The following is a 25,164-nucleotide window of genomic DNA, read 5'->3' on the forward strand; positions in this document are numbered from 1 at the left end:
GCGTCGTCGCCGGCGGCCGCCTCGCCGTCCTCGTCGACGCGGAACGAGATGATCACGTCGCCGACGGGGACCATCTCCCCCTCCTCGGCGAACAGCTCCTCGACGACGCCGTCGTAGCTCGACGGCACCTCGACGAGCGCCTTGTCGGTCTCGACCTCGGCGACGGGCTGGTCCTCCTCGACGCGGTCGCCGGGCGCGACCAGCCAGCTGACGAGTTCGCCCTCCGCGACGCCCTCGCCGACGTCGGGCAGTTTGAACTCCTCGACCGTCATTCGTCGCCCCCCTCGGCGGTCGGGCGTCTCCCCTCTGCCGTCGTGCGCCGGTCCTCGGCGTTCATGGGTGTACCTCTGCCGGACATCTTAAAATTCGACCGCCTCCAAGATTCCGTCCTCGATGCGGGCGGCGGACGGGAGGTAGTAGTCCTCCAGCGCGTACAGCGGGTACGGCACGTCGAAGCCGGTGACGCGGCCGATCGGCGCCTCCTGGTACAGCAGCGCCTCCTCCTGAAGGATCGCCGTGATCTCGCCCGCGAGCCCGCCGGTCTTGGGGGCCTCGTGAACGACGACCGCGCGACCGGTCTTCTCGAACGCCTCGACGACCGCCTCGCGGTCGAGCGGGGAAATCGTGCGGAGGTCGACGACCTCGCACTCGATCCCCTCCTCCCCGAGCGTCTCGGCGGCCTCCAGCGTGGGGCGAGTCATCGCGCCGTAGGTGAAGACGGCCACGTCGTCGCCCTCGCGGCGCGTGGCCGCCTCGCCGATGGGGACCGTGTACGGCTCCTCGGGGACCTCCTCGCGGAACGCCCGGTAGATCAGCTTCGGTTCGAGGAATATCACCGGGTCGGGGTCGCGGATCGACGCCGCGAGCAGCCCCTTCGCCTCGTACGGCGTGGAGGGGATGACGACCTTCAGCCCGGCCTCGTGGGCGTAGAACGCCTCCTTCGACTCGGAGTGGTGTTCGGGCGCGCGGATCCCGCCGCCGTAGGGGGCACGTAGCGTCATGGGGAGCGTGAACCGCCCGCGGCTGCGGGTCCGGAACCGCGCCATGTGCGAGACGATCTGGTCGAAGCCGGGGTACATGAACCCGGAGAACTGGATCTCCGGGACCGGTCGCATCCCCATGGCGGCCATCCCGACCGCGGTGCCGACGATGCCCGACTCGGCCAGCGGCGTGTCGATCACCCGGTCGCCGCCGAACTCGTCGAACAGGCCCTCGGTCGCGCGGAAGACGCCGCCGTTCTTCCCGACGTCTTGCCCCATCACGACGACGTCGTCGTCCTCGCGCAGTTCGGTGTGTAGTCCGTCTCGTATCGCCTGTACCAGCGTGAGGTTCTGTGTCTCGGTCATTTACTCCTCCAGGAACGCCGCGTCGCCGCGCTCGTCGCGCAGGGCGGCGAACTCCTCGTACTGCCGCTCCAGCTCGGGCGGAAGCTCCGCGTACGCGTGTTCGAACAGCTCGCGCGGGTCGGGGCGCGCCATCGATTCAGCCTCGTCTATCGCGTCCGCGACCCGGGCCTCGACCGTCGACTCGATCTCCGCGACGCGCTCGTCGTCGAGGACCCCTTCGTCCCGGAGGTACGACTCCAGCCGGTCGATGGGGTCCTTCCGCTTCCAGCGCTCGACCTCGTCGTCGTCGCGGTAGACGGTCGGGTCGTCGGCGGTCGTGTGCGCGCCGAACCGGTACTGGACCGCCTCGATCAGCGTCGGCCGCGGCCGGTCGGTCTCGGGGTCGCGGGCCTTCTCTAAGGCCGCTTCCGTGACGCTGTACACCGCCAGCGGGTCCATGCCGTCGACCTGAACGCCGTCGATCCCGTACGCCTCCGCCTTCTGCGCCAGGGTCGCGCTCCGGGTCTGGCGCTCTCGCGGAACGGAGATCGCCCACTGGTTGTTGTTACAGAAGAAGACGGTCGGCGTGTCGAACACGCCGGCGAAGTTGATTCCCTCGTGGAAGTCGCCCTCGCTCGTCGCGCCGTCGCCGAAGTAGCAGACGAACGCGTCGTCCTCGCCGCGGAGCTTCGAGGCCCACGCGGCGCCCGTCGCGTGGGGGATCTGCGACGCGATGGGGACGGCGACCGGGAAGACGTTGACGTCCGTCGGCGCGTTGTTGCCGTCCTCGTGACCCATCCAGTAGAGCAGGGTCTGTTTCAGCGGGAGCCCGTGGACGAGGGCGGCGCCGTGTTCGCGGTACGACGGGACCATCCAGTCGTCGTCGTCGAGCGCGAACGCCGAGCCGATCTGGGCCCCCTCCTGGCCGGAGAGCGGGGGGTACGTCCCCATCCGCCCCTGTCGCTGGAGGCTCACCGCGCGGCCGTCGAAGTGACGCGCCAGCCGCATGTGCCTGTACATGTCGACGAGCGATTCGTCGTCGAGGTCCGGCACGTCGCCGACGACCTCGCCGTCCTCGTCGAGGACGCGAACCGTATCGTCGTACGCCCTATCGAACACGTTCACGGTCGAACCCACCTTCGCATGTAGGATCCCTTCACCGCCCGGGTAATATCGTTTTCGTAAATAATTTAGTATACTCAGAAATAGCGGCGTCGCTCTGAGAGACCGTCCATCAGACGGGTCGAGAATCGGACGTTTCTGAACAAACTCGGAGCATCACGGCAATATTTTCGCCAACATGGGCGGTTCAGCGGTTAGTAACGGACGAACAGGAAGGTTTTCGTCCGCGCGTCCGACCGTCATCGAAGTACGGTCCGAACGTCGCGGACGGTCGGAGCGGACGGCGCCGTAGCTCAACGGTGGACGGGTCTCTCCCGGATCGACGGAGCGGTGGAAATGGAAGGAATCGGCGGCTACCCGAGGCGGAAAGCGGGTTCGTCCGGCTCGCCGTCGAGGTCTTCGAGCTGGATTACGTCGTCGTCCTCGTCCTCGAGCTGCTCCCGGAGGTGATTGACGTACCGCTTGTGCTCTTCGAGCTGCTCCCGGAGGTGTTCGGCCTCGAGTTCCAGCCGCTCGTGCTCGCGGACGAAGCTCTTCGGAACCTCGACTTTCGGGGGAAACGGCTCGCCGTCGTCGCCCGCGTCGGCCAGTTCCGACTCCGGGACGACCCGGACCTGGCCGTCGTGGGCAACGAGCGCGTCCACGTAGTCTCGGAACACCGCCGACAGCGAGATGTCCCGCTCCTCGGCGATGTCGCGAAGGGCCTCGAACGCGTCCTCGTTGACGCGGAACGAGATGGTCTTGTTCTTGTTGCCCATCGCCCGAAACGTGGGCGCGCGGATCACTTAATGGTTTGTCAGACAGTCGCAAGAAACGGCGAAAAGTGAGTCGTTACGGGGTGACGCGCCCGATCGGTTCGTCGAGGCGGTCGGCCGTCGCCGGTCAGGGCTCGGGCGTCTCGGCCGGGTCCGGCTCGTCGCCGGCGTCGCCGGCGAGCTCGTCGCCGCTCTCGTCGAGGTCCTCTAACGCCGACAGCGCGGCGGCCTTGTACGTCTCGGGGTCGAGGTCGTACTCCTCGCGGGCCATTCGCGCGTACTCGTTGCCCTCGTCGTCGAACGCGGCGACGCGCTCGACGGTACGGCGGGCGGTCTCCGCGACCCAGCGGTCGCGGGTGGCGGCGTCGACCTCGGTGATCGACTCGGGGCGGACGGACACTCGGACCGTGCCGTCGTCGGTCTCGTAGGTCCGGGGTTTCCCCACGACTGCGACGTAGGCCGGGGGCTCCAGGTCCCGGAGTTTGGAAGCGGCCTCGGGCTGGTACTGGCCGGCGTACACGAAGAACGTGCCCGTCGGGTCGACGATGCGACCACGCCAGTACTCGCTGTCCTCGCCGACGTCCTCCTTCTCGGTGAGGGTGCCGACGAAGAACACGCGGTTCGAGGACTCGCCCGTCGGCAGCAGCGCGTAGACGGGGGCCCGCTCGTCGTCGGACTCGGTGAACGTGTAGCCGGCGTCGTTGAACTCGCTCGCGAACACGCGCCGGGCGACCTCTCGGGTGGGGGCTGACTGGCTCATTTCAAATCGACCTCGCTTCGATCAGCGCGCTTTCAACGTCGACGGTGCCGGGGTCCTCCATCTCGTCGACCAGGACGTACCGCCCGAAGGTCGGGCCGGTGACGCGGTAGTAGCGCCCGAGCACGTCCTCGCCCATCTCCTCGGCGACGACGGTAGTGTCGAGCGCGTCCATCGCCATGTCCTTGGCCTCCTCGAGGGTCATGCCGGTGAGATCCTCGGTGGCCTCGCGGTCGAAGATGACCTCGGTGACGGTCTCGCCGTCGTCGAGGACGCCCTTGATCCGCAGGTCGAACTCGCCCTCGACCTGACCGTGCTCGGAGCAGCGCCCGTTCTGGAGGACGCGCGTACAGTCCTCCTCGGGGCAGCGCTTGATCAGCCCGGAGCCGGACTGGATGTCGACCAGCGCGCCCTCGACGGTGTCGGCGTTGTCGCCGACCTCGATCGCTTCGTCGATCTCGGTGATACCGGTCGTCCGGTTGAGCTTCACCGAGTAGCTCCCCTCGTACTCGTCGGTGACGACGTTCGAGAGCTCGTACGCCTGTCCCTCCGTCAGCTCGGGGAGGTCGGAGGTCTCGAAGGCGACAAACTTGATCGTGCCCGACTCGTCGCCGAGGAGCCCGACCTGCGAGATGGAGTCGCTGCGGGGCTCCCACAGGTCGACCAGCTCGACGCGCAGGTCCACCCACTGCTCGTCCTCGTCGATGTCGTTGACGAGGACCTCCTCGCTGCCGCCGCGGCCGAGCTCGTCGCGCTCCATCCCGGCGTCTTCGAGGTAGCTGTTAGTGACGCTCCGGCTCGCCTCGTCGAGCGGCACGCGGTACTCGTCGACCAGCGTCGTCAGGCGCTCCTCGACGTCGTCGGGGTCGACGTCCGTGTGGTCCGAGAACTGTTCCGCTATCGCTTCCGCTTCCTGTCGCAGTTCGCTCATGGGGTGTCTCCGCCTCCGGTCTTGTTTCACTGGGAGGCGTACGGCCGTTGGTTACTCACCGTATTAAAACGCCCGTGACCGCGGTGAAAGTGAACGTTTCCGTCGAGAGCGCGCTTCTCTCCGGATTTCTCCGGATCGGCGCCGGACTGACCGCGGATCAGATGCTCGGAAGACACCGGTGCGGCGGCGGCCGCGTCAGACGCGCGTCAGCCGTGCGCGGGCGCCGTTTCGAGTGGAACCGTCCCACGGTTTGCGGTAGCACGGAGGGGGACGAGCCGAACGGAGGAACGGGTGTTCGGGACCCTCACTCGTCGGCGTCGGGGAACGGCACCTCGATCAGGTCGCCGTCGTCGGGGAGCAGGCACTCGCCGTCGAACGCCTCGCGGGCGTCGCGGTGGATCGGGCGCGGGTCGGCGGCGTAGCGCGAGGAGATGTGGACCAAGGCGAGCCGCTTCGCGTCCGCGCGGTCGGCGATCGACCCCGCCTCGCCGCCGGTCGAGTGGGCCGTGTCGCGGGCGCGGTCGGCCATGTCGTCGGCGAAGGTGGCGTCGTGGATGAGCAGGTCGGCGTCCGCGGCCGCTTCGACCGTCGACTCGCGCGGGCGCGTGTCCGCGGTGTAGACAAGCTTCCGGCCCGGACGCGGCGGGCCGACGACCTGCTCCGGCTCGACGACCGTGCTGTCCTCGGCCTCGACCGGCTCGCCCCCGTGGAGGCGGCCGAACTTCGGCCCGACGGGGACGCCGAGCTCCTCCGCCTTCGGGCGGTCGAACCGGCCGGGGCGATCGTCCTCCGCTAGGACGTACCCCTGCGAGACGGTGCGGTGTTCCGTCTCGAACGCGCGGATCTCGTACTCGTCGGTCTCGTGGGCGACCTCGCCGGGAGCGACCGGCTCGATCCGGATCGGGAAGGCGGGGTCGTGGCCGGCCGCGTGGACCAGGTCGTGGAGGTGCCCGCCGGTCCCCGGCGGGCAGTGGATCGCCAGCGGGTCGGTGCGGTCGTTGAATCCGAGCGTCTGGACGAGGCCGGGGATGCCGAGGACGTGGTCGCCGTGGAGGTGCGAGACGAACACGCGGTCGACGGCGAACCCGGTGCCGCTGCGCATCATCTCGCGCTGCGTGCCCTCGCCGCAGTCGAAGAGGAAGCGGTCGCCCTCGCGGTTGACGAAGACGGCGCTGGCCGCGCGCTCGACGGTGGGAACGGCGCCGCCCGTCCCGAGGAACGTGACGCGAAGAGACATGGCGACTCATCGGGTCGGCGGTTGTAAACCGGTGTCGATGCGGGGGAGGAGGGCGCCGGATCGGGCGGGCGGCCGATCGGTCGACACCCACATGAGTCCGGCCACCCGAGAGCGACCATGCGAGAGCCGATCGCCGCCTTGGTCAGACAGGAGGGGTGGCGCGCGGAGGGCGCGGCCGCCCGCGTCCACTACGAGGGGGGCCGGGACCGGTACGCGGTGGAGTTTTACGCCGAGACGGGCCACGTCCTCTACTGGTCCGTCCCGACCGACGAAGACGAGGAGGGAACGGCGACGCCGGTCCCGCGGGACGGGGTGCCGGACCCGCTCCGGCGACGTGTGCGCGACGACCTCGACGAGGCCGGGATCGACACCGCCGTCGAGCGGCGCGAGCTCTGAGCCCGGCGCGCGGTCGGCGTGACCGAGGTCGCCGCGCGCGCCGGACTGACCGTCGGGTCGACCGCTGCGCCGACGCCGGTGACCGCGGTGGTTCCGGGAGAGATCACCCGATCGAACGGGTGTTACCGGCGTTTTCTGCCGACGTATTTCGGTTCGAAGGAAACCTATTTGCCCGCCTACCTGATACGAACTCGTGATGAGTGGCGTCGAATGGGAGGACGACGATCCCTTCGAGGAGCAGCGGGACAAGATAGAGAATCCGATGAAGCGGCTGTTCGTCGAGTACGGCCGCGACTACGTCCCGCAGGTGACCGTTGGGGTGTTCGCGAGCGTCTTCGCGCGGCTGCTCGACCTGCTCCCGCCGCTGATGCTCGGGATCGCCATCGACGCCGTGTTCTACGAGGACGCCCTGTTCAGCGAGCAGATCCCGCTCGTCGTCCTCCCCGACGCGTGGCTGCCGACGGGACAGACCGCGCAGTTCTGGTTCACCATCGCCGTCATCGGGGGCGCGTTCGGGATCGGGGCCGGGTTCCACTGGATCCGGAACTGGGGGTTCAACGCCTTCGCCCAGAACATCCAGCACGACGTCCGGACGGACACCTACGACAAGATGCAGCGGCTCAACATGGAGTTCTTCTCCGACAAGCAGACCGGGGAGATGATGTCGATCCTCTCGAACGACGTGAACCGGCTCGAACGGTTCCTCAACGACGGAATGAACTCCCTGTTCCGCCTGTCGGTGATGGTCGTCGGCATCGGCGTCCTCCTCTTCTGGATCAACTGGCAGCTCGCCTTAGTCGCGCTGCTGCCGGTGCCGATCATCGGCGGGTTCACCTACCTGTTCATCAGGATCATCCAGCCGAAGTACGCCGAGGTCCGCTCGTCGGTCGGGAAGATGAACTCCCGGCTGGAGAACAACCTCGGCGGCATCCAGGTGATCAAGTCGTCGAACACGGAGCCGTACGAGTCCGACCGCGTCGACGACGTGTCGATGGACTACTTCGACGCCAACTGGGACGCGATCACGACCCGGATCAAGTTCTTCCCGGGGCTCCGCGTGCTCGCCGGAGTCGGCTTCGTGGTGACGTTCATCATCGGCGGCCTCTGGGTGTTCCAGGAGACGCCGCCGGGACCGTTCACCGGCGAGCTCTCGGTGGGGATGTTCGTCGTCTTCATCCTCTACACCCAGCGGTTCATTTGGCCGATGGCGCAGTTCGGGCAGATCATCAACATGTACCAGCGCGCCCGCGCCTCCTCCGCGCGGATCTTCGGGCTGATGGACGAGCCGTCGCGGCTCGCCGAGGACCCGGGCGCGGAGGACCTGACGGTCGGCGACGGCGACGTGGTGTACGACGACGTCTCCTTCGGCTACGACGACGAGACGATCGTCGAGGACGTCGACTTCGCCGTCGAGGGCGGCGAGACGCTCGCGCTGGTCGGCCCGACCGGCGCGGGGAAGTCGACCGTGCTCAAGCTGCTCCTCCGGATGTACGACGTCGACGAGGGGTCGATCGAGATCGACGGACAGGACGTCCGCGACGTGACGCTCAAGTCGCTCCGTCGCTCGATCGGCTACGTCGGGCAGTCCTCGTACCTGTTCTACGGGACGGTCCGCGAGAACATCACCTACGGTACCTTCGACGCCACCGACGAGGAGGTCCGCGAGGCCGCCGAGGCCGCCGAGGCGCACGAGTTCATCCAGAACCTCCCCGACGGCTACGACACCATGGTCGGCGAGCGCGGCGTGAAGCTCTCCGGCGGGCAGCGCCAGCGCGTCACCATCGCGCGGGCGGTGCTCAAGGACCCGGACATCCTCATCCTCGACGAGGCGACCTCGGACGTCGACACGGAGACGGAGATGCTGATCCAGCGCTCGCTCGACCGGCTCACCGAGGAGCGGACGACGTTCGCGATCGCCCACCGGCTCTCGACGATCAAGGACGCAGACACGATCCTCGTGTTGGAGGGCGGGCAGATCGCCGAGCGGGGGACGCACGACGAGCTGCTCGACAACGACGGGCTGTACGCGCACCTCTGGGGCGTTCAGGCGGGCGAGATCGACGAGCTCCCGCAGGAGTTCATCGACCGCGCGCAGGAGCGCACGGCGCGGATAGTCGAAGAGGCCGATACCGACGACGACTGATCGGGGCCGCGCGCCGAGCGGAACGGGGCGGGGCTCGACCGAAGAGTCACCGCGGAAGCCGCGTCCACTCGTCGGCGGCCGCCTCCGGGGACGCGTCGGCGTGCCCGAGCGCATCGAGAACGGCCTCGCGGACCTCCGACGGATCCCGAAACTGCGTCTCCTCGCGCCCTTCGAGCAGCCCGTCGAGCCGCGCCGTCCTCGCCGGCGTCTCCAACGTCGCGGCGCCGTACTGCTCTATCAGCTCCGCCGCGGTCACCGGATAGCGGTGTTCGCGGAGCGCCCGCTTCAGCGGGCCGAACGTCACGGCCGGAGCCGAGTCGTGTGCCCCCGTATCGTGATCCGCGTTGTCACCGCTCATGGAGCCGCGATCCGCGGGAAGCGTCATAATACCCCGGGAGCGGCCGCGGGGCGAGCGCCCATGTCTCGCGAGCGGTCGACCGCCCCTGCGCCGCGGCGACCACCAGACGCCGACGGTGACCACTCGGCATCGGCGATGACCGCCGGCTATACGACGCCGGCCACCGAGGCGTCGGTATGCGCCTCAGCGAGGTCACGTGGACCGACGTTCGCGACGCCGACGTCGACGTCGCGTTCCTCCCGGTCGGCAGCACGGAACAGCACGGGCCGCACGCCCCGCTCGGCACCGACGCGCTGAACGCCGTCGCGGTCGCAGAGGCGAGCGCGGACGCCTACGAGGAGACGGGAACGGACGACGAGGGGTCGGGCGGCGAGCCGGGAGCGGACCGCGGGGAGGTCGCGGTCGCGCCGCCGATCCCGGTCGGCGTCGCGGAGGAGCACCGCGCCTTCGACGGGACGATGTGGGTTTCCCCGGAGACGTTCCGGGCGTACGTCCGGGAGTCCGCGGAGTCGCTGGTCTCGCACGGGGTCGACCGCGTCGTGTTCGTCAACGGGCACGGGGGGAACGTCGAGGCGCTGGCGGAGGTCGCCCGCCGCTTCTCGCGCGACGACGCCCACGCGGGGTACGGGGTGGCGTTCACGTGGTTCGAGTCGGTCGGCGACCACGCGAGCGACATGGGTCACGCTGGCCCGCTGGAGACGGCGCTGCTGCGCGCGACGAATCCGGACTTGGTCCGCGAGGAGCGGGTCGACGATGCGAGCGCGGGCGCCGCCGACCGGTGGGGCGAGTGGGTGTCTGGGGTGAACCTCGCGCACGACTCTGCTGAGTTCACCGACAACGGCGTCGTCGGCGACCCGCGGGAGGGCGACGCCGAGCGGGGCGCGGTCCTGCTCGACCGCGCGAGCGCGGCGCTCGCGGCGCTGGCGGAAGCGGTCGCTGACCGGAAGTCGACGTAGGGCGCGGCCGGAGCGGAGGGTTACTCCTCGTCCGCCGCGTCCTGAAGCGCCCCGCGGATCGCGGGGACGGTGCCGGTGAGGGAGGCGACCTCGTCGGCGGCGCTCTCGATGTCGCCGACGAGCGATTCGAGCTCCTCGATCTCCGCTTTCAGGTCGGCGGCGTCCTCGAAGGCGTCGGCGCGCTCGCCGAGGACGTACGCCTTCTTCGCCGAGCGGACGCTGTCGACGGCGTCGCCGGCGTCGAGCGCGGATTTCAGTCCGTTGAGCGCGCCGAGGACGTTGTCCGCGTCCGTCTCCCACACCGCGTCCGGGTCCGGGAGTTCCTCGCGCGCCGCGGCGAGGTGATCTTCGACCTCCGCGCGGGTCTCCGCGGCCGCCTCGCCGAACAAGTCGTCGTCATCGAACGTGGACTGGCCCATACCGGACCCGTCTCGCCCGCGCCTTTTAAAAACGCGCCCGAAAGCGGAAGTGAAACCGACGGAGAGGACGGGTCGGGTGCCGGATCGGGCGGGTCTCGCGTTCAGTTTCGGTCGGCCGGCGGGCTCAGATGCGAACGAGCAGCTCGACGGCGATCAGCGTCACGAGGAGGGCGAGAAGGCCAGCGAGGACCGCGAGCGTCCGGAGCTGATCGAGCACCGCGTCCGTCCCGGGCGTCGCCGCGAGGAGGGCGGGACGGTCGCGGAGACCGGACTCGCCGTCCGGGTCCGAGTCGGCGCTCGGGGAGCCGCCGGCGGGCGGGCCGGCGTCGGTCCGCGAGTTCGGGTCCGGCACGGGCGGGGGTTCGATCCGGATCCTCGTTAAACCGACTATGAGGCCACAATACCGGTATTGAGCGTTACGGAGATCGGTCTCGGTTCCACGACGCCTCCTCGAAGTCGACGATCCGCTCGCGGCGGTCGAGCGCGTCGATCCGGGCGAGTTCCTCGTCCGTCAGGTCGATCTCGCGGGCCGCCCAGTTGTCCTCGACGTGGCCGAAGTCGGCCGCCTTCGGGATCGGCGCGACGCGCTCCTTCGAGAGCAGCCACGCGAGGCTCACCTGGGCCGGGGTCGCGTCGTGGGCCGCGGCTATCTCTCGGAGGGCGTCGACCTCGGCGACGCGGTTGCGCGCGATCGGCGAGTAGGCGACGAGCCAGTGGTCGTGTTCGACGGCGTACTCGCGGAGCCGCTCCTGTTGAAGCAGGGGGTGACACTCCACCTGGTGGGCGAACACGTCGTGGTCGAGGCGGTCGAGCGCCTCGTCGAGTTCGTCGGGCTCGAAGTTCGAGAGCCCGATCCGATCTATCACCCCGTCGTCGACGAGGTCGTCGAGCGCGGGCAGCGTCTCCGCGGGCTCGTAGGTGTTGATCGGCCAGTGGACGTACAGCAGGTCGATCGAGTCGACACCAAGCCGGTCGCGGCTGGCGCGGGCGGTCTCGACCGCGTCGTCGTACGAGAGGTTGTCCGTCGAGAGCTTCGTCGCGACGAACAGGTCCTCGCGGTCGCGGTCGCTCCGGTCGATCCCGTCGCCGACCGAGGCCTCGTTGTCGTACCCCTGGGCGGTGTCGACGTGGCGGTAGCCGGTCTCGATCGCGTGGGCGACGCCGGCCGCGCACTCCTCGCCGGCGGCCAGCTTGTACGTCCCGTATCCGAGTCTGTCGAAGGCGGTCACCATGCGCGTCCGTGCGGGCGGCGACGCCCTCAACGTACCGGTCCCGGCGGATCGGGGTGTCAGGCCCGGCGGCCTCGCGTACGTGCTCGCTTTCTGCTCGCCGAGCCGCCGGTACCGCCCGACTCGACCGCGAGCAGAGTATCACTGGTAATATTCGGGGAGGAGTTATTATGACGATAGGATCTCTGCCGTTCGGTATACATGCAAGAGGGATCGGCCTCGGGCGTCCGATCGAGCTACGGTGCGAAGCTCGCTCTGTCGCTGATCGGGGTCATGGCGGTCTCAGTTTCGTACGGAGTCATCGTCTATCTACGCGCGGAGGGGACCGGCACCGCGGGCGCCGAAGTGCGCTCCGGACTGATCGGGATGACGCTGTTGACGGTGATCGGGCTCGCGCTCATCGGCGTCACCGTCGGCTCGAACACGGTCATCTCCCTGCGGCAACTGACTGACAAGGCCGAGCGGATGGCCGAGGGAGAGCTCGACGTGCGGCTCGACACCGGGCGAACCGACGAGATCGGGCGGCTGTTCCACGCGTTCGACGAGATGCGCGGTTCGCTGCGCTCGGAGATCTCCGACGCCGAAGCGGCCCGCGAGGAGGCGGAACGAGCGCGACGGGAGGCCGACACGCGCGCCGAGACGGTCGAACACAAGGCGACCGAGTACGAGTCCGCCATGCGCGCGCTCGCCGACGGCGACCTGACGCGCCGGGTCGACCCCGAGAGCGACAACGAGGCGATGGCGCGGGTGGGCGCCGCGTTCAACGAGATGGCCGACGAGCTGGAGGGGACGGTCGCGTCCGTCGCGACCGTCGCCGAGGACACCGCCGACGTGGCCGGGACCGTCGACGACCGCACGGAGGACCTGCGGGCGACGACAGGGACCGTGAGCGAGGCGGTTGAGGAGATCGCCGAGGGCGCGCGCACCCAGCGCGACGACCTGCGGGCGGCGACCGACGAGGCCGAGAACCTCGCGTCCTCGGCCGAGGAGGTCGCCTCCACCGTCACCGACGTGGCGGAGACCGCGGAACACGCGGCGGAGGTCGGCGACGAGGGTCGCGAGGCCGCCGAGGAGGCGCTCGCGGAGATGGACGCGGTCGAGGAGACGACCGCGGAGACGACCGCGGAGGTCGAGGCGCTCGCCGCGGAGGTCGAGGAGATCGGCGAGGTGGTCGACACCATCTCGGAGATCGCCGAGCAGACGAACCTGCTCGCGCTGAACGCCTCCATCGAGGCGGCCCGCTCCGGGGCCGACGGCGCCGGCTTCGCGGTCGTCGCCGAGGAGGTGAAGGCGCTGGCCGAGGAGACCCAGGAGTCGGCGAGCGAGATCGAGGCCCGGATCCGCTCCGTCCAGGAGCGCGCGGAGACGGGCGCCGACGCGATGGCGCGCACGGAACAGCGGATCTCGGCCGGCGTCGACACGGTCGAGACCTCGATCGACGCCCTCGAACGCCTCGCGGAGGCCTCCGAGCGCACCGACGCGAGCATGACCGAGATCACCCGGACGACGGAGACGCAGGCCGACTCCGTCGACGCGGTGGTCGGCCACGTCGAGGACGTCTCCGCGATCAGCGCGCAGACGGCCAGCGCGGCCGGCGACGTCACCGGTGCGGTCGACGAGCAGGAGCGGACTCTCGGGGCGGTCGAGACCGCGGCCGGGTCGCTCTCCGACCGGGCGCTCGCGCTGCGCGACGCGGTCGACGACTTCGAGTTCGCGGCCGGCGACGGTCTCGGCGCCGCGGGCGACGGGACGGGCCGCGGCGCGGCGGCCGACGGCGCCACCGCCGTCCCCGACGGGGGAGGCGACGGCGACGGGAGCGAGTTTGACTTCTCGCGCGGCGGGGGCGACGACGCGCCCGCCGGGGAGGGGGTGAACTGAGATGCTCGTCGACACCACCGTCTGGGCGTGGATCGGCGCGCTCGCGATGGGCGCCGGAACGGTTCCCCCGCTGTGGGCGTGGCTCTCCGGATCGTCGGCGACCGACGAGTCGCACGGCGTCTACTACGGGACCCTCGCCGGCGTCACCGGCGTCGCGGCGCTCGCGTACCTCGCGATGGCGCTCGGCGTCGGCACGCTGTCGACGGCGGCCGGCGAGCTGGAGGTCGTCCGGTACGTCGACTGGCTCGTGACCACGCCGCTCATACTCCTCTACCTCGGGCTGCTCGCCCGCCCGTCCCGACGGGTGCTCACCGGGCTGATCGGCGTCGACGTGGTGGTCATCGCCGGCGGGGTCACCGCCGCCGCCACCGGCGGAGCGGTGTCGTGGGCCGCCTTCGCCGTCGGCGGAGCCGCGTACCTCGCGCTCGTCTACGGGCTGCTCGTCGCGCTCCCGCGGTCGGCATCGGCGGAGGGCGACCGGGTCCGCGCCGTCTTCGGCACGCTGCGGAACATCACCGTGGTGCTGTGGACGCTGTACCCGGTCGTGTGGCTGCTCGCGCCCACCGGTTTCGGCCTGCTGACGCCCGCGACGGAGATGCTCGTGTTCGTCTACCTCGACATCGTCTCGAAGGTCGGCTTCGTCGTCATCGCGGTCGCGGGCGCGGACGCGCTCGACCGCCTCGGCGCCGGTGAGTTCGCCGCCGCCGACTCGGCGGCAGAAGAGCGGACGGCCGCCCTCGGCGACGACTGAGCCGCGGAGATTTTTTGCGTTACCCGTCGTCCGCGACGAGGTCCTCGTAGCGCGCGCCGGTCTGTTTCAGCGTCTCGGTCGAGTAGAGTCGCTCGTGGTCGAACGGGAGGTGGTCGGTCGCCAGCTCGTCGATCTTCGCGTCGACCGCCTCCGCCTCCCGACCGTGGATCATCGTGAACAGGTTGTACTCCCACTCCTGGTCGGGGCGACGCGGGCGGTGGTAACAGAGCGTGACGTACGGAAGGCTGCCGACCGCCTCGCCGCGCTCGTCGAGCTCCTCGTCCGGCACGTCCCAGACCACCATACAGTTGTTCGTGAAGCCGGTGACGACGTGGTTGACGACGCAACCGATCCGCTTGATACAGCCGTCGGCGAGGAGGCGCTCGACCGCCACGAGCACGTCGTCGACGGGCGCGTCGATCTCGTTCGCCACGTCGGCATAGGGGGTCGCGGACAGCGGGAAGCCGTCCTGGATCGCCAAGAGGAGGTCCGCTTCGAGCGGGCTCAGGTCGCCGCGCGCGTCCTCGGAGATGCGGGTGGCGGAGACGTCGGTGTGGTCGAGCGACTCCCGCGCGAACCGGTCGGCGTTGACTACGGGGAACTCAAGGTCGATGTAGTAGTCCGTGAGCATCGGGAGCGCGAGCACCTCGCAGCCGGTTTGCTCCTCGATCTCCGCGAGGATCTCGTCGCGCTTCTCGCGGGAGCCCGCGGTGACGACGAACCACTGGTTCCACTCGTGGTCGCGGCGGTAGTTGTGGTTCACCTGCCGGTACCCGTTGATCACCTCGGCGACCTCGTCGAACCGGTCGTCCGGCGCGCGCACCGCCGCGAGCGTCGACGAGCCGATGACCGGTGGGTTGAGGACCGCGCCGAACCGGCGGAACACGCCGCGCTCGCGGAGGTCGCGGACGCGGTCGAGGAGGTCGTCGGCGTCGACCGCGACGCCCGTCTCGGCCGCGATCTCGCGGGCGACCCGCTCGAACGGACGGCGTTCGACGGGGAAGCCGCTCTGGTACTCGTCGATGAGGGCCGCGTCGACCGCGTCGAGGTCGGCCCGCCAGTCGGCGTCCAAACTCATTGGAAACGCTTAGGGCGGAGTGTACGTACGGGTTTCGGAGGGCGCCGATCGTCAGGGCGACACCACGTTCGGGGCGGAGCGTCGGTCGGGGTGGAGCGTCGGTCGTCGGCGGGGGCCTCGCCGGGCGTCGGCGCGAACGCCCGGGCGCTCTTCTCCAACTGCGCCGTCGAGCAGCCGCCGACGGTCGCGGCCTGTTCGAGCGTCAGCGTGCGGGACCGATACAGCGTGAGCGCGGTGGCGACGGATTTGGACGTCATCGGGTACGATCGCTAACTATCTGGACAATCATATAACTCTAACGCTATTTTGACTCTGATACGGCATACTTACAGAGCAAGTTTAGCGCTTATTCACATATATTCTTACAGAACAAGACATTCGTTCATTTGTACTGTGTGGGTGAGTACCACAGATCGGGCGAGAGCGGTCGCGCCGTCCCGGCTCATCGCTCGCGCGCGGTGTTGCCGCGTCGAGTCGGAGGGCGGAGGCGGTCCCTCTCGTTCCCGCGGTGCGGGAGTCGAACGGGGGACTTTTCGTGCGAGAAGCCTAACGGAGCGTATGGCTCAGGCGACTCAGGAGTTCGGCGACTGGCCCCTCAAGCGGCTGATGACCGAGGTCTGCGGCTCCGGCCACAAGTCGGCCGACGACCTGACGCGCGCGCAGGCGACCGAGGCGTTCGAGCGCATCCTCGCGGGCGAGCCCGACCCGACGACGCTCGGGGCGTTCTGGCTCTCGAACCGCTGGAAGCGGAACACGGCCGAGGAGCTCGGCGCGTACGTCGACGTGATGTGCGACCGCGTCGAGTACGCCGAACCCGACGCCGACCCCGTCGACTGCGGCGCGAACTACGACGGGAAGGGACGGACGGCGATCCTCGGCGTCGCGGCGGGCGCGGTCGCGGCCGCCGCGGGCACTCCCGTCGTCGTCCACTCGGGCGACCGCGTGCCCACGCAGAAGCAGGACGCGTACAAACACGTCCTCGACGAGCTCGGCGTCCACACGGAGCTGACCCCCGCTGACTCAGCCGACATGGTCGACGAGACCGGCTTCGGCTTCTACTACCAGCCCGCGTTCAACCCCGCCATCGACGACCTGTTCGACCGGCGCGACCAGATGGGCGTCCGGTCGTTCGTCAACACCGTCGAGACGCTGGCGAACCCCGCCGGCGCGTCCGTCCACCTCGGCTCCTTCTACCACCTCGCGTTCGCGAAGAAGGTGGTCGACACGTTCGTCGAAAGCGAGTTCCACGACCTCGACCGCGTCCTGATGTTCCAGGGCATGGAGGGGTACGACGACGTACGCCCCGGCTACACCAAGGTCGCCGAGTGGGACGCGTCGGGCGACGACGGCGAGGGCAGCGAGGGCGCGTCCTTCGACGACTTCGAGATCGAGACCGCGGAGTACGGGATGGACCTCGAGGAAGACGACCTCGCGGTCGACGACGTCGCGGCCGACTCCGCCGCGATCACCGAGGAGGTGCTGGCGGGCGAGCGAGACGGCGCCTTCGCGGACGCGGTCGCGGTCAACGCCGCGCTTCGGATCTACGCCGGCGGCGACGCCGACTCCATCGAGGAGGGTCTCGACGCCGCCCGCGAGGCCATCGACGACGGCTCCGCGCACGACGTGCTCGAAGCGATGCGGGAGTTCTGAAGGGGCGCGACGCGGGCGTTACAGTTCGCGGGCGGGCGCCGGGGGCATCGCCCGCTTGTGGGCGCTGCGCTCGTGGAGGTCGACCACGCGGTCGACGGCCTCTTCGGGCACGTCGAGTTCGCTGACCGTCGCCGACCGCGAGAGTCCGCCGTCGACGTGGACCGCGAGGATGGCGTCGACGGTGTCGTAGTCGAGCCCCATCTCCTCGGCGTCGGTCTGGCCCTCCCACATCCCCGCGGTCGGCTCCTGCATCACGAGGTCGCGGGGGACGCCGACGTGGGCGGCCAGCTGGCGCACCTGCTGTTTGTAGAGGTTGCCGATGGGGTTACAGTCGACCGCCTGGTCGCCGTACTTCGTGTAGTAGCCGGTCATCGCCTCGGCGCGGTTCCCGGTGCCGAGGACGACCCGGTTCTCGGCGTTAGCGACGAAGTAGTTCAACACGGCGCGGGTGCGGACGTAGACGTTCCCGGCCGCCATCTGGTCCGTCGCGGCCTCCGGGACTGCGTCGAAGAAGGCCTCCGCGATCGGCTGGATCTCGATCACGTCGTACTCGACGCCGAGGTCGTGGGCGACGCGCTCCGCGTCGCTCATCACGTCCGCGTCGTTCACCGCCGAGGGCATCGTGAGGCCGTGGAGGCCGTCCTCGCCGAGCGCCTCGACCGCGAGGTGGGCGGTGAGCGTCGAGTCGATACCGCCCGAGAGGCCGAGGACCGCACCCTCGGCGCCCGCGTCGTCGACGACGTCGCGGATGAACGAGACGATGCGCTCGCGGGTCGCCGCAAGTTCGTCGTCCGAGAGGCGGAGGTCGAGCGGGGGGTCGTCCGACAGCAACACCGACTGCTCCGATGCGTGGCTCATACGTCTATTGAGGGGCCGCAGCGATTAATACCTCCGCGTTGGCCCCGTGAACTGGACGCGTGTCGGGTTCTGTCCGGTCGCCGGCGGACGCCCGGAGGGGTCGCCTACAACAGCCCCTCGCGCTCGGCGAGCAGGAGCCCTTCGAGCGTCGCGTCGTTCGTCGGGGGCTCCCGGGCGATGTCCAGCGCCTCGTCGACCGGGACCGCTCGCGGCGCGAGGAACTCGTTGCTGTCGTGGTCGACGTCGACCGGCTCCAACCCTTCGGCGAACACGTAGCCGCGCGTGTGGCGCAACACGCCCGTCGAACACCACACCTCCTGGAGCAGCGACGTCGAGGACGGCGCAAAGCCGGTCTCCTCGGCGAGTTCGCGCGCACCGGCCTCGGTGTAGGACTCGCCGGACTCGACGATTCCGGCCGGGAGCTCCAGCTGCGTGTTCCGCACGGTGGGCCGGTACTGCTCGACGAACAGCACCCGGTCGTCGGCGACCGCGACGATCACCGTCGCGGGCGACAGCTCCGCCCAGTAGTACTTCTTCGCCGTGCCGTCGGGCTGCTCGACGCGGTCGTAACCGCCGACGAACCACCCCTCGTCGTACTCGACGACGACCTCCTCCACCGGCCACTCGGGCTCGCCCGGCAGCGAGTGGTTGCGCCCGTCGGAGAACGCGGGGAGCTCGCGGAGGTCGGCGGCCGGCGCGTCGGCGCCGGCGGGTCCCTCGTCCGCGCCGGGCGCCCCGTCTTCGTCCGTCACGGGCGGACCACCTCGGCGTGGTACACCTCGCCGCCGCGGCGCACCCGCACGCCGGTCTCGGTCGAGGCGTTCGGCACCTGTTGGGTGAGCGCGTCGACCTCGTCGAACGGGGTGTGGGTGAACCACTCCTTCATCCCGTACGGCCCGGCCTGGTAGCCGTCGGAGCGCCCGTCAGGGCTCTCTATCGCACCGATCAGGTACGGGTACCGGCGGTCGGAGACGTTGTTCACGTCGGCGGCGGTGCCGTTCGTCTCGATCGGCTCGACGCTGAGGTAGTAGGGGTCGCCGCTCCCGAGGTAGCTCGGGAGCGCGCCGAGCGCGAGCAGCGCGACGACGACGAGAACGATGGCGATGAGGAGGTTCCGGGTGACCCGGCGCATGGTCGCCGTAGGGTCCCGCGGGGAATACCGGTTTCGGCCGACCGGACCGCGGTCGGCGGGACGCGACCGCGTGGGTGACGACTCGCGGTGACGCGACCGCGACGGCGGCGACTCACGGCGAGAGGGCGGCGACGCGTTTTAGCCCGAGGCCGCCTTGTTCGCGGTATGGAGTACCGGTTCGAGCTGGCGTTGTGCGCCGCGCTCGAATCGCCTGACCGGGTCGTCGCCCGCCAGCTCGGGGCGGGCGTCGAGACGCCCGGCGCGCGCATCGTCGATGTCTGTCTGCTGTCGCCGGGACCCGGCTTCGACGACCGCGCCGCGATCAGCGCCGAGCGGATCCCCGGTCCGGCCGTCGAGGCCGCGGTCGGCCCGGGCGAGGCCGTCCCCGTCGCCGACGCCTTTGACCTCCCGCCGGACCGGGCCGCAGCCGTCGTCGACCGCGCGGTCGAGGTCGGCTACCTCGAACGCGAGCGGCGGAACGGCCGGGAGGTCGTCCGCGCGACCGCGCGCTACCCGGACGACTGGGTGGGCGAGCTCGTCGCCGTCGAGAACAAGCCCGACCTCGGGACGCCGGGCGACCTGGAGGCGCAGCTCCGGTACGACGCCGCGCTCGGACTCTTCGACGAGGTGGTCCTCGCCACCGCCTCGTACGTCACCCGCGCGCACCTCAATCGGATCCCGGACGCGGTCGGCGTCTGGCGGTTCGACCCGGAGACGGGCGAGCGCGAGGTCGTCCGCGAGCCGACGCCGCTCGACCCGGCGGCGCCGGGCGTCGAGATCCGCGACGAGCGGCCCTCCCGCACGGACGTGGCGCTCGTCGGCCCCGAGGCGAAGGCCCGCAAGCGGCGGCGGGTCGCCGAGCGCGCCTACGGGAAGGGGTGGCGCCCCGACCCGCCGGCGTGCGCGCACGGCGAGACGACCGCCGACGGGCGACCGCGCTGCGCGCACTTCGACCGCGTCGTCGACCCCGGCCGCGAGTGCGGAGGCGGGTGTCCCGCGTTCGAGGCGGCCGACCGGCCGGCGGCCGAGCGCGACGGCCTCCGCGACGAACGGACGGCGTGGGTCGCGGCTCCCGAGGGGGACGGCCCGCGCCGTCAGTCCGGGCTCTCACGGTATCTGTGAGAACGCTTATACGGCGAGGGCGGGTCTCTCCGGTATGGACGAGATCGAAGACGTCTTCGTCGCGCGACTGATGTCGACGGACCTCCACACGGTGACGCCGGACACGTTGGTCGAGGACGCGGCCGCGGTGCTGCTCGAAAACGACATCAGCTCCGTGCTGGTCGTCGACGACGACGGCGACCTCGTCGGGATCCTCACCTCGACGGACTTCGTCGACATCGTCGCCAAGAGCCAACCGAAAGCCGAGACGACCGTCGAGCGGTACATGACGCGCGACCCGATCACCACCGGCGCGCAAGACGACGTGTCGGCGGTCGCCGCGACGATGCTGGAACGCGGGTTCCACCACGTCCCGGTCGTCGACGGGAAGACCCCCATCGGCATCATCACCACCTCCGACTTCGCCGCGTACGTCTCCTCGCCGGAGTCGGTCTCCGCGTAGGGCCCGCGGGTCGGCGTCCGGTCGGCGGTCGCTCCGCGCGTCTCCGTCGCGAGGCGTCCGCGACCGCGACAAGTGACGCCACTTCCTGTGGCCGTATTACCCCGGAACGCGTACGGTGGTCCGTGTCCGATCACCTACACCTCAACCTCTTCACCATGACCTCGGTGGAGCACGTCTCGCCCGGGTCGTGGCGGTACCCCGGCGACCGGTCGGCGGACTACGCCGACCGCGAGTACTGGACCGAGGTCGCGCGCACCGCCGAGCGCGGCGGCTTCGACGCGGTGTTCTTCGCCGACGTGCGCGGAATCTACGACGTGTACGGCGACGACCGCGAGACGGCCGTCGAGCGGGCGGTCCAGACGCCAGCGAACGACCCGCAGCTGGTCGTGCCCGCGATGGCGGAGGTCACGGACGACCTCGGCTTCGCGGTGACGCGCTCGACGACGTACACCCACCCCTACCAGCTGGCGCGGGAGTTCTCGACGCTCGATCACCTCACCGACGGCCGGGTGGCGATCAACGTCGTCACCTCGTACCTGGAGTCGGCCGCGGCGAACCTCGGCCTCGACGATCGGATGGACAAGGAGACGCGCTACGACCGCGCCGACGAGTTCCTCGACGTCTGCTACGAGCTGTGGGAGGAGTCGTGGGAAGACGACGCGGTCGAGGCCGACCGCGAGGCCGGGCGGTACAGCGACCCGGAGAAGGTCCACGCGATCGATTACGAGGGCGATCACTTCTCTGTGCCGGGGCCGCACGGCTGCGAGCCGTCGCCTCAGCGCACCCCCGTCGTCTACCAGGCCGGTTCCTCCGACTACGGCCGGTCGTTCGCCGCGCGCAACGCCGAGGCCGTCTTCGCCAGCCAGCCGACCGAGGAGGGCGCCGTCGAGTACATGTCGGACGTGAAGTCGCGCGCGGCCGACGCCGGGCGCGACCCCGAGAGCCTCCGCTTTTTCATCGGCGTGGTGCCGATCGTCGGCGAGACGCAGGCGCTCGCGGAGGCGAAGCACGCGGAGTACAAGCGGCACGTCGACGTCGAGGCGACGCTCGCGCTGCTGTCCGGCTTCCTCGACATGGACCTATCCGAACTCGACCCCGACCAGAAGGTCGAACACATCGAGACGGACGCGATCCAAGGGACGATGAACGCGTTCACGAAGGCGCAGCCGGACCGCGAGTGGACGGTCCGCGAAGTCGCGGAGTTCTGCGGGCTCGGCACCACCTCGCCGAAGATCGTCGGCACCCCGGAGGTGATCGCCGACGAGCTCCAGCGCTGGCACGAAGAGGTCGGCGTCCACGGGTTCAACGTCAAGGAGGTCGTCCGCCCGGACTCGCTCGTCGACTTCGTCGACCTCGTCGTCCCGGAGCTCCGCGAGCGCGGGCTCGTCCCCCCGGCCGACGCCGAGCCGCCGGGTGAGACGCTCCGCGAGCGACTCCTCGGCGAAGGACAGACGCGGCTCCGCGCCGACCACCCCACCCGCCAGTAGCGGGAGAGAGTCCGCCGCCGAGTCGACGGGACCGGACTGCAGTCGGGCTGTTTCGGTTCCTGTTGGTCACGTGTTGTGAACATCTTGCCGCTAGCTAATACGATAACGCTGCCGCCCCCGGCACGCTTAAGTATCTACCTCCGCTTGTTTCAGGTGACGCTTCGCTTGGAGGGCCGAAGCGTCAGCGGGGACCTACTGAACGACACGCTCGTGCCACCTTTTCCCGGCACGGGCGTGCCGTTCGTTCCTTTGACTCCCGAGCTACGGGTGTTCCGTCCGTTTGCGACGACGGCGTGGTAGTGGTGGAAGCGCTCGTCACCGACCGGTGCGCCCAGCGGCGTCGCACTCGCGCGCGGCGGTGGATGTGGCCGACGGGCGCCAACCGATCGTTTCAGAGGTTCTCTTGCTGGTACGCGCCGTCGTACGTCCCGTCGTGATCGGCCTCTGCGAGCACCAGCTGCGCGATCCGCGCGCCCGGCTCGATCTCGATCGGGTGTCCCACGTCGAGGCGCCCCTCGCCGACCCCCTCGTAGCCCGCGTCCCACACCGCGGTGTCGAGGGTACAGGCGTTCCGCAGCAGCGTCGAGCGCGGGAGGACGAAGCCGATCCGCTCGTCCGGGATCCGCACCGGCTCGCCGTACCGGACGACGTAGCTCCCGCGTTCGAGCCGGTAACAGTCGCCCCGCGGCTCCAGTTCCCGGCGCTCGCCCACGCGCTTCCCGTCGCGCCCGAGCCGGCCCGGTTCCGCCTGTTCGAACAGCGCGTCGACGGTGAGGTCGACGCCGTTCGGCTGTCGCTGCGCGTCGTCGAGGTCGGCGCCGGCCGCGGAGAGCGCCGCCGCGACCGCGGCTCCCGAATCGAACATGCGCGTCCGGAACCGCGGCCGAGCCTAAACGGTGTCGACCGCGCCGCGGGTCGCTCGCGCGGAAAGCGGCAGCTCTCGCCGGAGGCGCGGAGACGGTGGTTTTCGGCCGTTTCAGGCGTTTAATGACCTAAAATACTCGGCACGGCTACGTATTTCACGGTGTATGGTACCACTGTGAGTTCACAGCGAACGTTGCCGCATCGGACGATCTAACACGGTCGATCTTCGGGAAACTCGCGGGTTTTATATCCACGGGAGAGCCAACTGCGGATGATATGGGACAAACGATTACAGAGAAGATCCTCGATGAGCATCTCGTCGAGGGCGAGCTGACGCCCGGCGAGGAGATCGGCATCGAGATAGACCAAGTGCTGACGCAGGACACCACGGGGACGATGGTGTGGCTCCAGTTCGAGGCCCTCGAAATGGACGAGGTCCAGACGGAGCTGGCCGCGCAGTACTGCGACCACCAGACGTACCAGTTCGACTTCAAGAACACTGACGACCACCGCTTCCTCCGCTCCGCGGCCGGCACGTACGGCGCGTACTTCTCGCGGCCCGGCAACGGTATCTGCCACCAAGTCCACAAGGAGAACTTCGCGGCGCCCGGCAAGACGCTGCTCGGCTCCGACTCGCACACGCCGACCCCCGGCGGGCTCGGCCAGCTCGCGATCGGCGCCGGCGGGCTCGACATCGCCGTCGCGATGGGCGGCGGCCCCTACTACGTCGAGATGCCGGAGGTCGTCAACGTCCACCTCGAGGGCGAGCTCCCCGAGTGGGCGACCGCGAAGGACATCGCGCTCCACCTGCTCGGCGAGCTGACCGTCAAGGGCGGCGTCGGCAAGATCTTCGAGTACACCGGCCCCGGCGCCGAGAAGCTCACGATCCCCGAGCGCACCACGATCACGAACCTCGGCACCGAGCTCGGCGCCACCTCCTCGATCTTCGCGACCGACGAGAAGACGAAGGACTGGCTCGCGCGCCAGGACCGCGAGGACGAGTTCGTCGACCTCCAGCCCGACGAGGACGCGGAGTACGCGGAGACGATCGAGATCGACCTGACCGAGCTCGAGCCGCTCGTGGCCGCCCCCTCGATGCCCGACAACGTCGCCCCCGTCAGCGAGTACGAGGGCACCGACGTCGAGCAGGTCATCGTCGGCTCCTGTACCAACGGCGCCTACGAGGACATCCTCCCCAGCGCGAAGATGCTGGAGGACCGCGAGGTCGCCAAGCAGACCGAGATGATCGTCGCGCCCGGCTCGAAGCAGGCCTCCGAGATGCTGGCACGCGAGGGCTGGACCGCGGAGATGATGGCGGCCGGCGTCAACTTCTCCGAGGCGACCTGCGGCGCGTGTATCGGCATCGGTCACGTGCCCGCCTCCGACTCCGTCTCGCTGCGCACCTTCAACCGCAACTTCGAGGGCCGCTCGGGCATCGAGGACGACTCCGTCTTCCTCTGCTCGCCCGAGGTCGCCACCGCGGCGGCCATCACCGGCGAGATCGTCGACCCGCGTGACCTCGCGGACGAGCTCGGCGACCTCGAAGCGCCCGGTCTCGAAATGGGTACGAAGTACGGCCCCGGCATGGGAGAGGACGACTCCGACATCATCTCGCCCGACGAGGCGATCGACGACGGGCTCGTCAAGGGTCCGAACATCGGCGACGTGCCGCTGAAGGACGACATCGACGTGGACGGCGGCGAAGCCCTCCTCAAGATGGAGGACAACATCACCACCGACCACATCATCCCGGCGACGGCGGACATCCTGAAGTTCCGCTCGAACATCGAGAAGCTCTCCGAGTTCACGCTCTCGCGCGTCGACGACACGTTCGCCGACCGCGCGCTCGACGCCGACGGCGGCGTCCTCGTGGCCGGCGAGAACTACGGCCAGGGCTCCTCGCGCGAACACGCCGCGCTCTGTCCGATGTACCTCGGCATCGAGGCCGTCTTCGCGCAGAGCTTCGCCCGCATCCACAAGGCGAACCTGTTCAACTTCGGGATCGTCCCGCTGGCGATCGACGAGGAGACGTACGAGGAGATCGACCAGGGCGACGACCTCGAAATCGTCGACGACGTGCCCGCGGGCGTCCGCTCCGGGCAGGAGGAGTTCACCGTGAGCGTCAACGGCGAGTGGGAGTTCACCGCCGACCTCGACGCCTCCGAGCGCGAGCGCGACATCCTCGCGGCCGGCGGCAAGCTCTCGTGGGTCAAACAGCAGCACGCCGACGGCGGCTCCGGCGCAACGCCGGCCGACGACTGACGCCGCGACCGC

General features: G+C 69.7%; 27 protein-coding genes. 11 read left to right on the forward strand and 16 right to left on the reverse strand.

What is annotated here, in order from left to right:
* The 7 genes from Z052_RS12070 to rnz form a co-directional block, all read right to left on the reverse strand.
* On the reverse strand, positions 1–272 hold a 272-nt coding region (locus Z052_RS12070), incomplete at its 3' end, for a biotin/lipoyl-containing protein (protein WP_303646229.1).
* A gap of 87 nt (positions 273–359) precedes the next feature.
* Complete coding sequence (locus Z052_RS12075; RefSeq protein WP_007345778.1) at positions 360–1,346, reverse strand: alpha-ketoacid dehydrogenase subunit beta; 987 nt, start codon at positions 1,344–1,346, stop codon at positions 360–362.
* Positions 1,347–2,450, reverse strand: a complete 1,104-nt coding sequence (pdhA, locus tag Z052_RS12080; protein WP_049932323.1) for a pyruvate dehydrogenase (acetyl-transferring) E1 component subunit alpha — start codon at positions 2,448–2,450, stop codon at positions 1,347–1,349.
* 350 nt (positions 2,451–2,800) lie between these two features.
* Positions 2,801–3,205, reverse strand: a complete 405-nt coding sequence (locus tag Z052_RS12085) for a CopG family transcriptional regulator (protein ID WP_049932250.1) — start codon at positions 3,203–3,205, stop codon at positions 2,801–2,803.
* Between the two features lie 124 nt (positions 3,206–3,329).
* Positions 3,330–3,962, reverse strand: coding sequence for an RPA family protein (locus Z052_RS12090; RefSeq protein WP_086219920.1), 633 nt, complete (start codon positions 3,960–3,962; stop codon positions 3,330–3,332).
* A gap of 1 nt (position 3,963) precedes the next feature.
* Positions 3,964–4,890, reverse strand: a complete 927-nt coding sequence (locus tag Z052_RS12095; protein ID WP_049932247.1) for a replication factor A — start codon at positions 4,888–4,890, stop codon at positions 3,964–3,966.
* Positions 4,891–5,194: 304 nt separating this feature from the next.
* A complete protein-coding gene (rnz, locus tag Z052_RS12100; protein WP_094520565.1) occupies positions 5,195–6,127 on the reverse strand; it encodes a ribonuclease Z in 933 nt (310 codons plus the stop codon).
* Between the two features lie 117 nt (positions 6,128–6,244).
* Here rnz and Z052_RS12105 point away from each other — a divergent pair, with 117 nt between their 5' ends.
* Both Z052_RS12105 and Z052_RS12110 read left to right on the forward strand, forming a co-directional pair.
* The gene (locus Z052_RS12105; RefSeq protein ID WP_049932243.1) at positions 6,245–6,523 is read left to right on the forward strand and encodes a hypothetical protein; all 279 of its coding nucleotides are present in this window, start codon (positions 6,245–6,247) and stop codon (positions 6,521–6,523) included.
* A 196-nt stretch (positions 6,524–6,719) separates the two neighbouring features.
* The gene (locus Z052_RS12110; protein WP_094495602.1) at positions 6,720–8,666 is read left to right on the forward strand and encodes an ABC transporter ATP-binding protein; all 1,947 of its coding nucleotides are present in this window, start codon (positions 6,720–6,722) and stop codon (positions 8,664–8,666) included.
* A gap of 46 nt (positions 8,667–8,712) precedes the next feature.
* On the opposite strand, the gene Z052_RS12115 is transcribed toward Z052_RS12110, so the two are convergent.
* The gene (locus Z052_RS12115; protein ID WP_094520566.1) at positions 8,713–9,024 is read right to left on the reverse strand and encodes a hypothetical protein; all 312 of its coding nucleotides are present in this window, start codon (positions 9,022–9,024) and stop codon (positions 8,713–8,715) included.
* 176 nt (positions 9,025–9,200) lie between these two features.
* Here Z052_RS12115 and Z052_RS12120 point away from each other — a divergent pair, with 176 nt between their 5' ends.
* The gene (locus Z052_RS12120) at positions 9,201–9,980 is read left to right on the forward strand and encodes a creatininase family protein (protein ID WP_086215299.1); all 780 of its coding nucleotides are present in this window, start codon (positions 9,201–9,203) and stop codon (positions 9,978–9,980) included.
* A 20-nt stretch (positions 9,981–10,000) separates the two neighbouring features.
* On the opposite strand, the gene Z052_RS12125 is transcribed toward Z052_RS12120, so the two are convergent.
* The 3 genes from Z052_RS12125 to Z052_RS12135 form a co-directional block, all read right to left on the reverse strand.
* Positions 10,001–10,399, reverse strand: coding sequence for a DUF5790 family protein (locus tag Z052_RS12125; protein ID WP_049932236.1), 399 nt, complete (start codon positions 10,397–10,399; stop codon positions 10,001–10,003).
* A gap of 124 nt (positions 10,400–10,523) precedes the next feature.
* Positions 10,524–10,751, reverse strand: coding sequence for a hypothetical protein (locus tag Z052_RS12130; RefSeq protein ID WP_086215298.1), 228 nt, complete (start codon positions 10,749–10,751; stop codon positions 10,524–10,526).
* Positions 10,752–10,815: 64 nt separating this feature from the next.
* The gene (locus Z052_RS12135) at positions 10,816–11,631 is read right to left on the reverse strand and encodes an aldo/keto reductase (protein ID WP_094495605.1); all 816 of its coding nucleotides are present in this window, start codon (positions 11,629–11,631) and stop codon (positions 10,816–10,818) included.
* Positions 11,632–11,829: 198 nt separating this feature from the next.
* On the opposite strand from Z052_RS12135, the gene Z052_RS12140 reads away from it, so the two are divergent.
* The gene (locus Z052_RS12140) at positions 11,830–13,506 is read left to right on the forward strand and encodes a methyl-accepting chemotaxis protein (protein ID WP_094520568.1); all 1,677 of its coding nucleotides are present in this window, start codon (positions 11,830–11,832) and stop codon (positions 13,504–13,506) included.
* Between the two features lies 1 nt (position 13,507).
* Entirely contained in the window at positions 13,508–14,257 is a 750-nt protein-coding gene (locus Z052_RS12145) for a bacteriorhodopsin (protein ID WP_049932230.1), read from the forward strand.
* A 19-nt stretch (positions 14,258–14,276) separates the two neighbouring features.
* Here Z052_RS12145 and Z052_RS12150 read toward each other — a convergent pair whose 3' ends face one another.
* On the reverse strand, positions 14,277–15,335 hold the full coding sequence (locus Z052_RS12150) for an Lrp/AsnC family transcriptional regulator (protein WP_094520569.1): 1,059 nt from the start codon (positions 15,333–15,335) through the stop codon (positions 14,277–14,279).
* A 90-nt stretch (positions 15,336–15,425) separates the two neighbouring features.
* Between Z052_RS12150 and Z052_RS20550 the strand changes: the two genes are divergently transcribed.
* Together Z052_RS20550 and Z052_RS12160 are read left to right on the forward strand one after the other, a co-directional pair.
* Positions 15,426–15,608: a hypothetical protein gene (locus Z052_RS20550; protein ID WP_199058274.1), complete on the forward strand. Its 183-nt coding sequence runs from the start codon at positions 15,426–15,428 to the stop codon at positions 15,606–15,608.
* Positions 15,609–15,893: 285 nt separating this feature from the next.
* On the forward strand, positions 15,894–16,985 hold the full coding sequence (locus Z052_RS12160; RefSeq protein WP_094520570.1) for an anthranilate phosphoribosyltransferase: 1,092 nt from the start codon (positions 15,894–15,896) through the stop codon (positions 16,983–16,985).
* 18 nt (positions 16,986–17,003) lie between these two features.
* On the opposite strand, the gene Z052_RS12165 is transcribed toward Z052_RS12160, so the two are convergent.
* The 3 genes from Z052_RS12165 to Z052_RS12175 all read right to left on the reverse strand — a co-directional run bounded on the left by Z052_RS12165 (position 17,004) and on the right by Z052_RS12175 (position 18,975).
* Complete coding sequence (locus tag Z052_RS12165) at positions 17,004–17,843, reverse strand: NAD+ synthase (protein ID WP_049932225.1); 840 nt, start codon at positions 17,841–17,843, stop codon at positions 17,004–17,006.
* A gap of 104 nt (positions 17,844–17,947) precedes the next feature.
* On the reverse strand, positions 17,948–18,595 hold the full coding sequence (locus tag Z052_RS12170) for an NUDIX hydrolase (protein WP_094495609.1): 648 nt from the start codon (positions 18,593–18,595) through the stop codon (positions 17,948–17,950).
* The gene (locus Z052_RS12175) at positions 18,592–18,975 is read right to left on the reverse strand and encodes a hypothetical protein (protein WP_094520571.1); all 384 of its coding nucleotides are present in this window, start codon (positions 18,973–18,975) and stop codon (positions 18,592–18,594) included. Before Z052_RS12175 ends, Z052_RS12170 begins: the two co-directional genes overlap by 4 nt.
* Positions 18,976–19,140: 165 nt before the next feature.
* Here Z052_RS12175 and Z052_RS12180 point away from each other — a divergent pair, with 165 nt between their 5' ends.
* From Z052_RS12180 to Z052_RS12190, 3 genes are all read left to right on the forward strand, one after another.
* Positions 19,141–20,097 (forward strand): DUF5787 family protein, encoded by a 957-nt coding sequence (locus tag Z052_RS12180; RefSeq protein WP_094520572.1) that lies wholly within the window; start codon positions 19,141–19,143, stop codon positions 20,095–20,097.
* A gap of 34 nt (positions 20,098–20,131) precedes the next feature.
* On the forward strand, positions 20,132–20,539 hold the full coding sequence (locus Z052_RS12185; RefSeq protein ID WP_086215291.1) for a cyclic nucleotide-binding/CBS domain-containing protein: 408 nt from the start codon (positions 20,132–20,134) through the stop codon (positions 20,537–20,539).
* A 122-nt stretch (positions 20,540–20,661) separates the two neighbouring features.
* A complete protein-coding gene (locus Z052_RS12190; RefSeq protein ID WP_094520573.1) occupies positions 20,662–22,026 on the forward strand; it encodes an LLM class flavin-dependent oxidoreductase in 1,365 nt (454 codons plus the stop codon).
* A gap of 391 nt (positions 22,027–22,417) precedes the next feature.
* On the opposite strand, the gene Z052_RS12195 is transcribed toward Z052_RS12190, so the two are convergent.
* Complete coding sequence (locus tag Z052_RS12195) at positions 22,418–22,891, reverse strand: deoxyuridine 5'-triphosphate nucleotidohydrolase (RefSeq protein ID WP_049932211.1); 474 nt, start codon at positions 22,889–22,891, stop codon at positions 22,418–22,420.
* 275 nt (positions 22,892–23,166) lie between these two features.
* Between Z052_RS12195 and Z052_RS12200 the strand changes: the two genes are divergently transcribed.
* Positions 23,167–25,152, forward strand: a complete 1,986-nt coding sequence (locus Z052_RS12200) for an aconitate hydratase (protein ID WP_094520574.1) — start codon at positions 23,167–23,169, stop codon at positions 25,150–25,152.
* Positions 25,153–25,164 lie beyond the last annotated feature (12 nt).

The organism is Halorubrum sp. C191 (genome assembly GCF_002727095.1).
Classification (GTDB): domain Archaea; phylum Halobacteriota; class Halobacteria; order Halobacteriales; family Haloferacaceae; genus Halorubrum; species Halorubrum ezzemoulense.

What these genes read in the sequence shown, in the direction of transcription:
- Z052_RS12075 (WP_007345778.1), bottom strand. Translation starts at nt 1,346, where the DNA reads ATGACCGAGACACAGAACCTCACGCTGGTACAGGCGATACGAGACGGA.
- rnz (WP_094520565.1), bottom strand. Translation starts at nt 6,127, where the DNA reads ATGTCTCTTCGCGTCACGTTCCTCGGGACGGGCGGCGCCGTTCCCACC.
- Z052_RS12110 (WP_094495602.1), top strand. Translation starts at nt 6,720, where the DNA reads ATGAGTGGCGTCGAATGGGAGGACGACGATCCCTTCGAGGAGCAGCGG.
- Z052_RS12200 (WP_094520574.1), top strand. Translation starts at nt 23,167, where the DNA reads ATGGGACAAACGATTACAGAGAAGATCCTCGATGAGCATCTCGTCGAG.
- Z052_RS12195 (WP_049932211.1), bottom strand. Translation starts at nt 22,891, where the DNA reads ATGTTCGATTCGGGAGCCGCGGTCGCGGCGGCGCTCTCCGCGGCCGGC.
- Z052_RS12165 (WP_049932225.1), bottom strand. Translation starts at nt 17,843, where the DNA reads ATGAGCCACGCATCGGAGCAGTCGGTGTTGCTGTCGGACGACCCCCCG.
- Z052_RS12150 (WP_094520569.1), bottom strand. Translation starts at nt 15,335, where the DNA reads ATGAGTTTGGACGCCGACTGGCGGGCCGACCTCGACGCGGTCGACGCG.
- Z052_RS12160 (WP_094520570.1), top strand. Translation starts at nt 15,894, where the DNA reads ATGGCTCAGGCGACTCAGGAGTTCGGCGACTGGCCCCTCAAGCGGCTG.
- Z052_RS12090 (WP_086219920.1), bottom strand. Translation starts at nt 3,962, where the DNA reads ATGAGCCAGTCAGCCCCCACCCGAGAGGTCGCCCGGCGCGTGTTCGCG.
- Z052_RS12120 (WP_086215299.1), top strand. Translation starts at nt 9,201, where the DNA reads ATGCGCCTCAGCGAGGTCACGTGGACCGACGTTCGCGACGCCGACGTC.
- Z052_RS12115 (WP_094520566.1), bottom strand. Translation starts at nt 9,024, where the DNA reads ATGAGCGGTGACAACGCGGATCACGATACGGGGGCACACGACTCGGCT.
- Z052_RS12105 (WP_049932243.1), top strand. Translation starts at nt 6,245, where the DNA reads ATGCGAGAGCCGATCGCCGCCTTGGTCAGACAGGAGGGGTGGCGCGCG.
- Z052_RS12185 (WP_086215291.1), top strand. Translation starts at nt 20,132, where the DNA reads ATGGACGAGATCGAAGACGTCTTCGTCGCGCGACTGATGTCGACGGAC.
- Z052_RS12180 (WP_094520572.1), top strand. Translation starts at nt 19,141, where the DNA reads ATGGAGTACCGGTTCGAGCTGGCGTTGTGCGCCGCGCTCGAATCGCCT.
- Z052_RS12095 (WP_049932247.1), bottom strand. Translation starts at nt 4,890, where the DNA reads ATGAGCGAACTGCGACAGGAAGCGGAAGCGATAGCGGAACAGTTCTCG.
- Z052_RS12140 (WP_094520568.1), top strand. Translation starts at nt 11,830, where the DNA reads ATGCAAGAGGGATCGGCCTCGGGCGTCCGATCGAGCTACGGTGCGAAG.
- Z052_RS12135 (WP_094495605.1), bottom strand. Translation starts at nt 11,631, where the DNA reads ATGGTGACCGCCTTCGACAGACTCGGATACGGGACGTACAAGCTGGCC.
- Z052_RS12145 (WP_049932230.1), top strand. Translation starts at nt 13,508, where the DNA reads ATGCTCGTCGACACCACCGTCTGGGCGTGGATCGGCGCGCTCGCGATG.
- Z052_RS12125 (WP_049932236.1), bottom strand. Translation starts at nt 10,399, where the DNA reads ATGGGCCAGTCCACGTTCGATGACGACGACTTGTTCGGCGAGGCGGCC.
- Z052_RS12175 (WP_094520571.1), bottom strand. Translation starts at nt 18,975, where the DNA reads ATGCGCCGGGTCACCCGGAACCTCCTCATCGCCATCGTTCTCGTCGTC.
- Z052_RS12085 (WP_049932250.1), bottom strand. Translation starts at nt 3,205, where the DNA reads ATGGGCAACAAGAACAAGACCATCTCGTTCCGCGTCAACGAGGACGCG.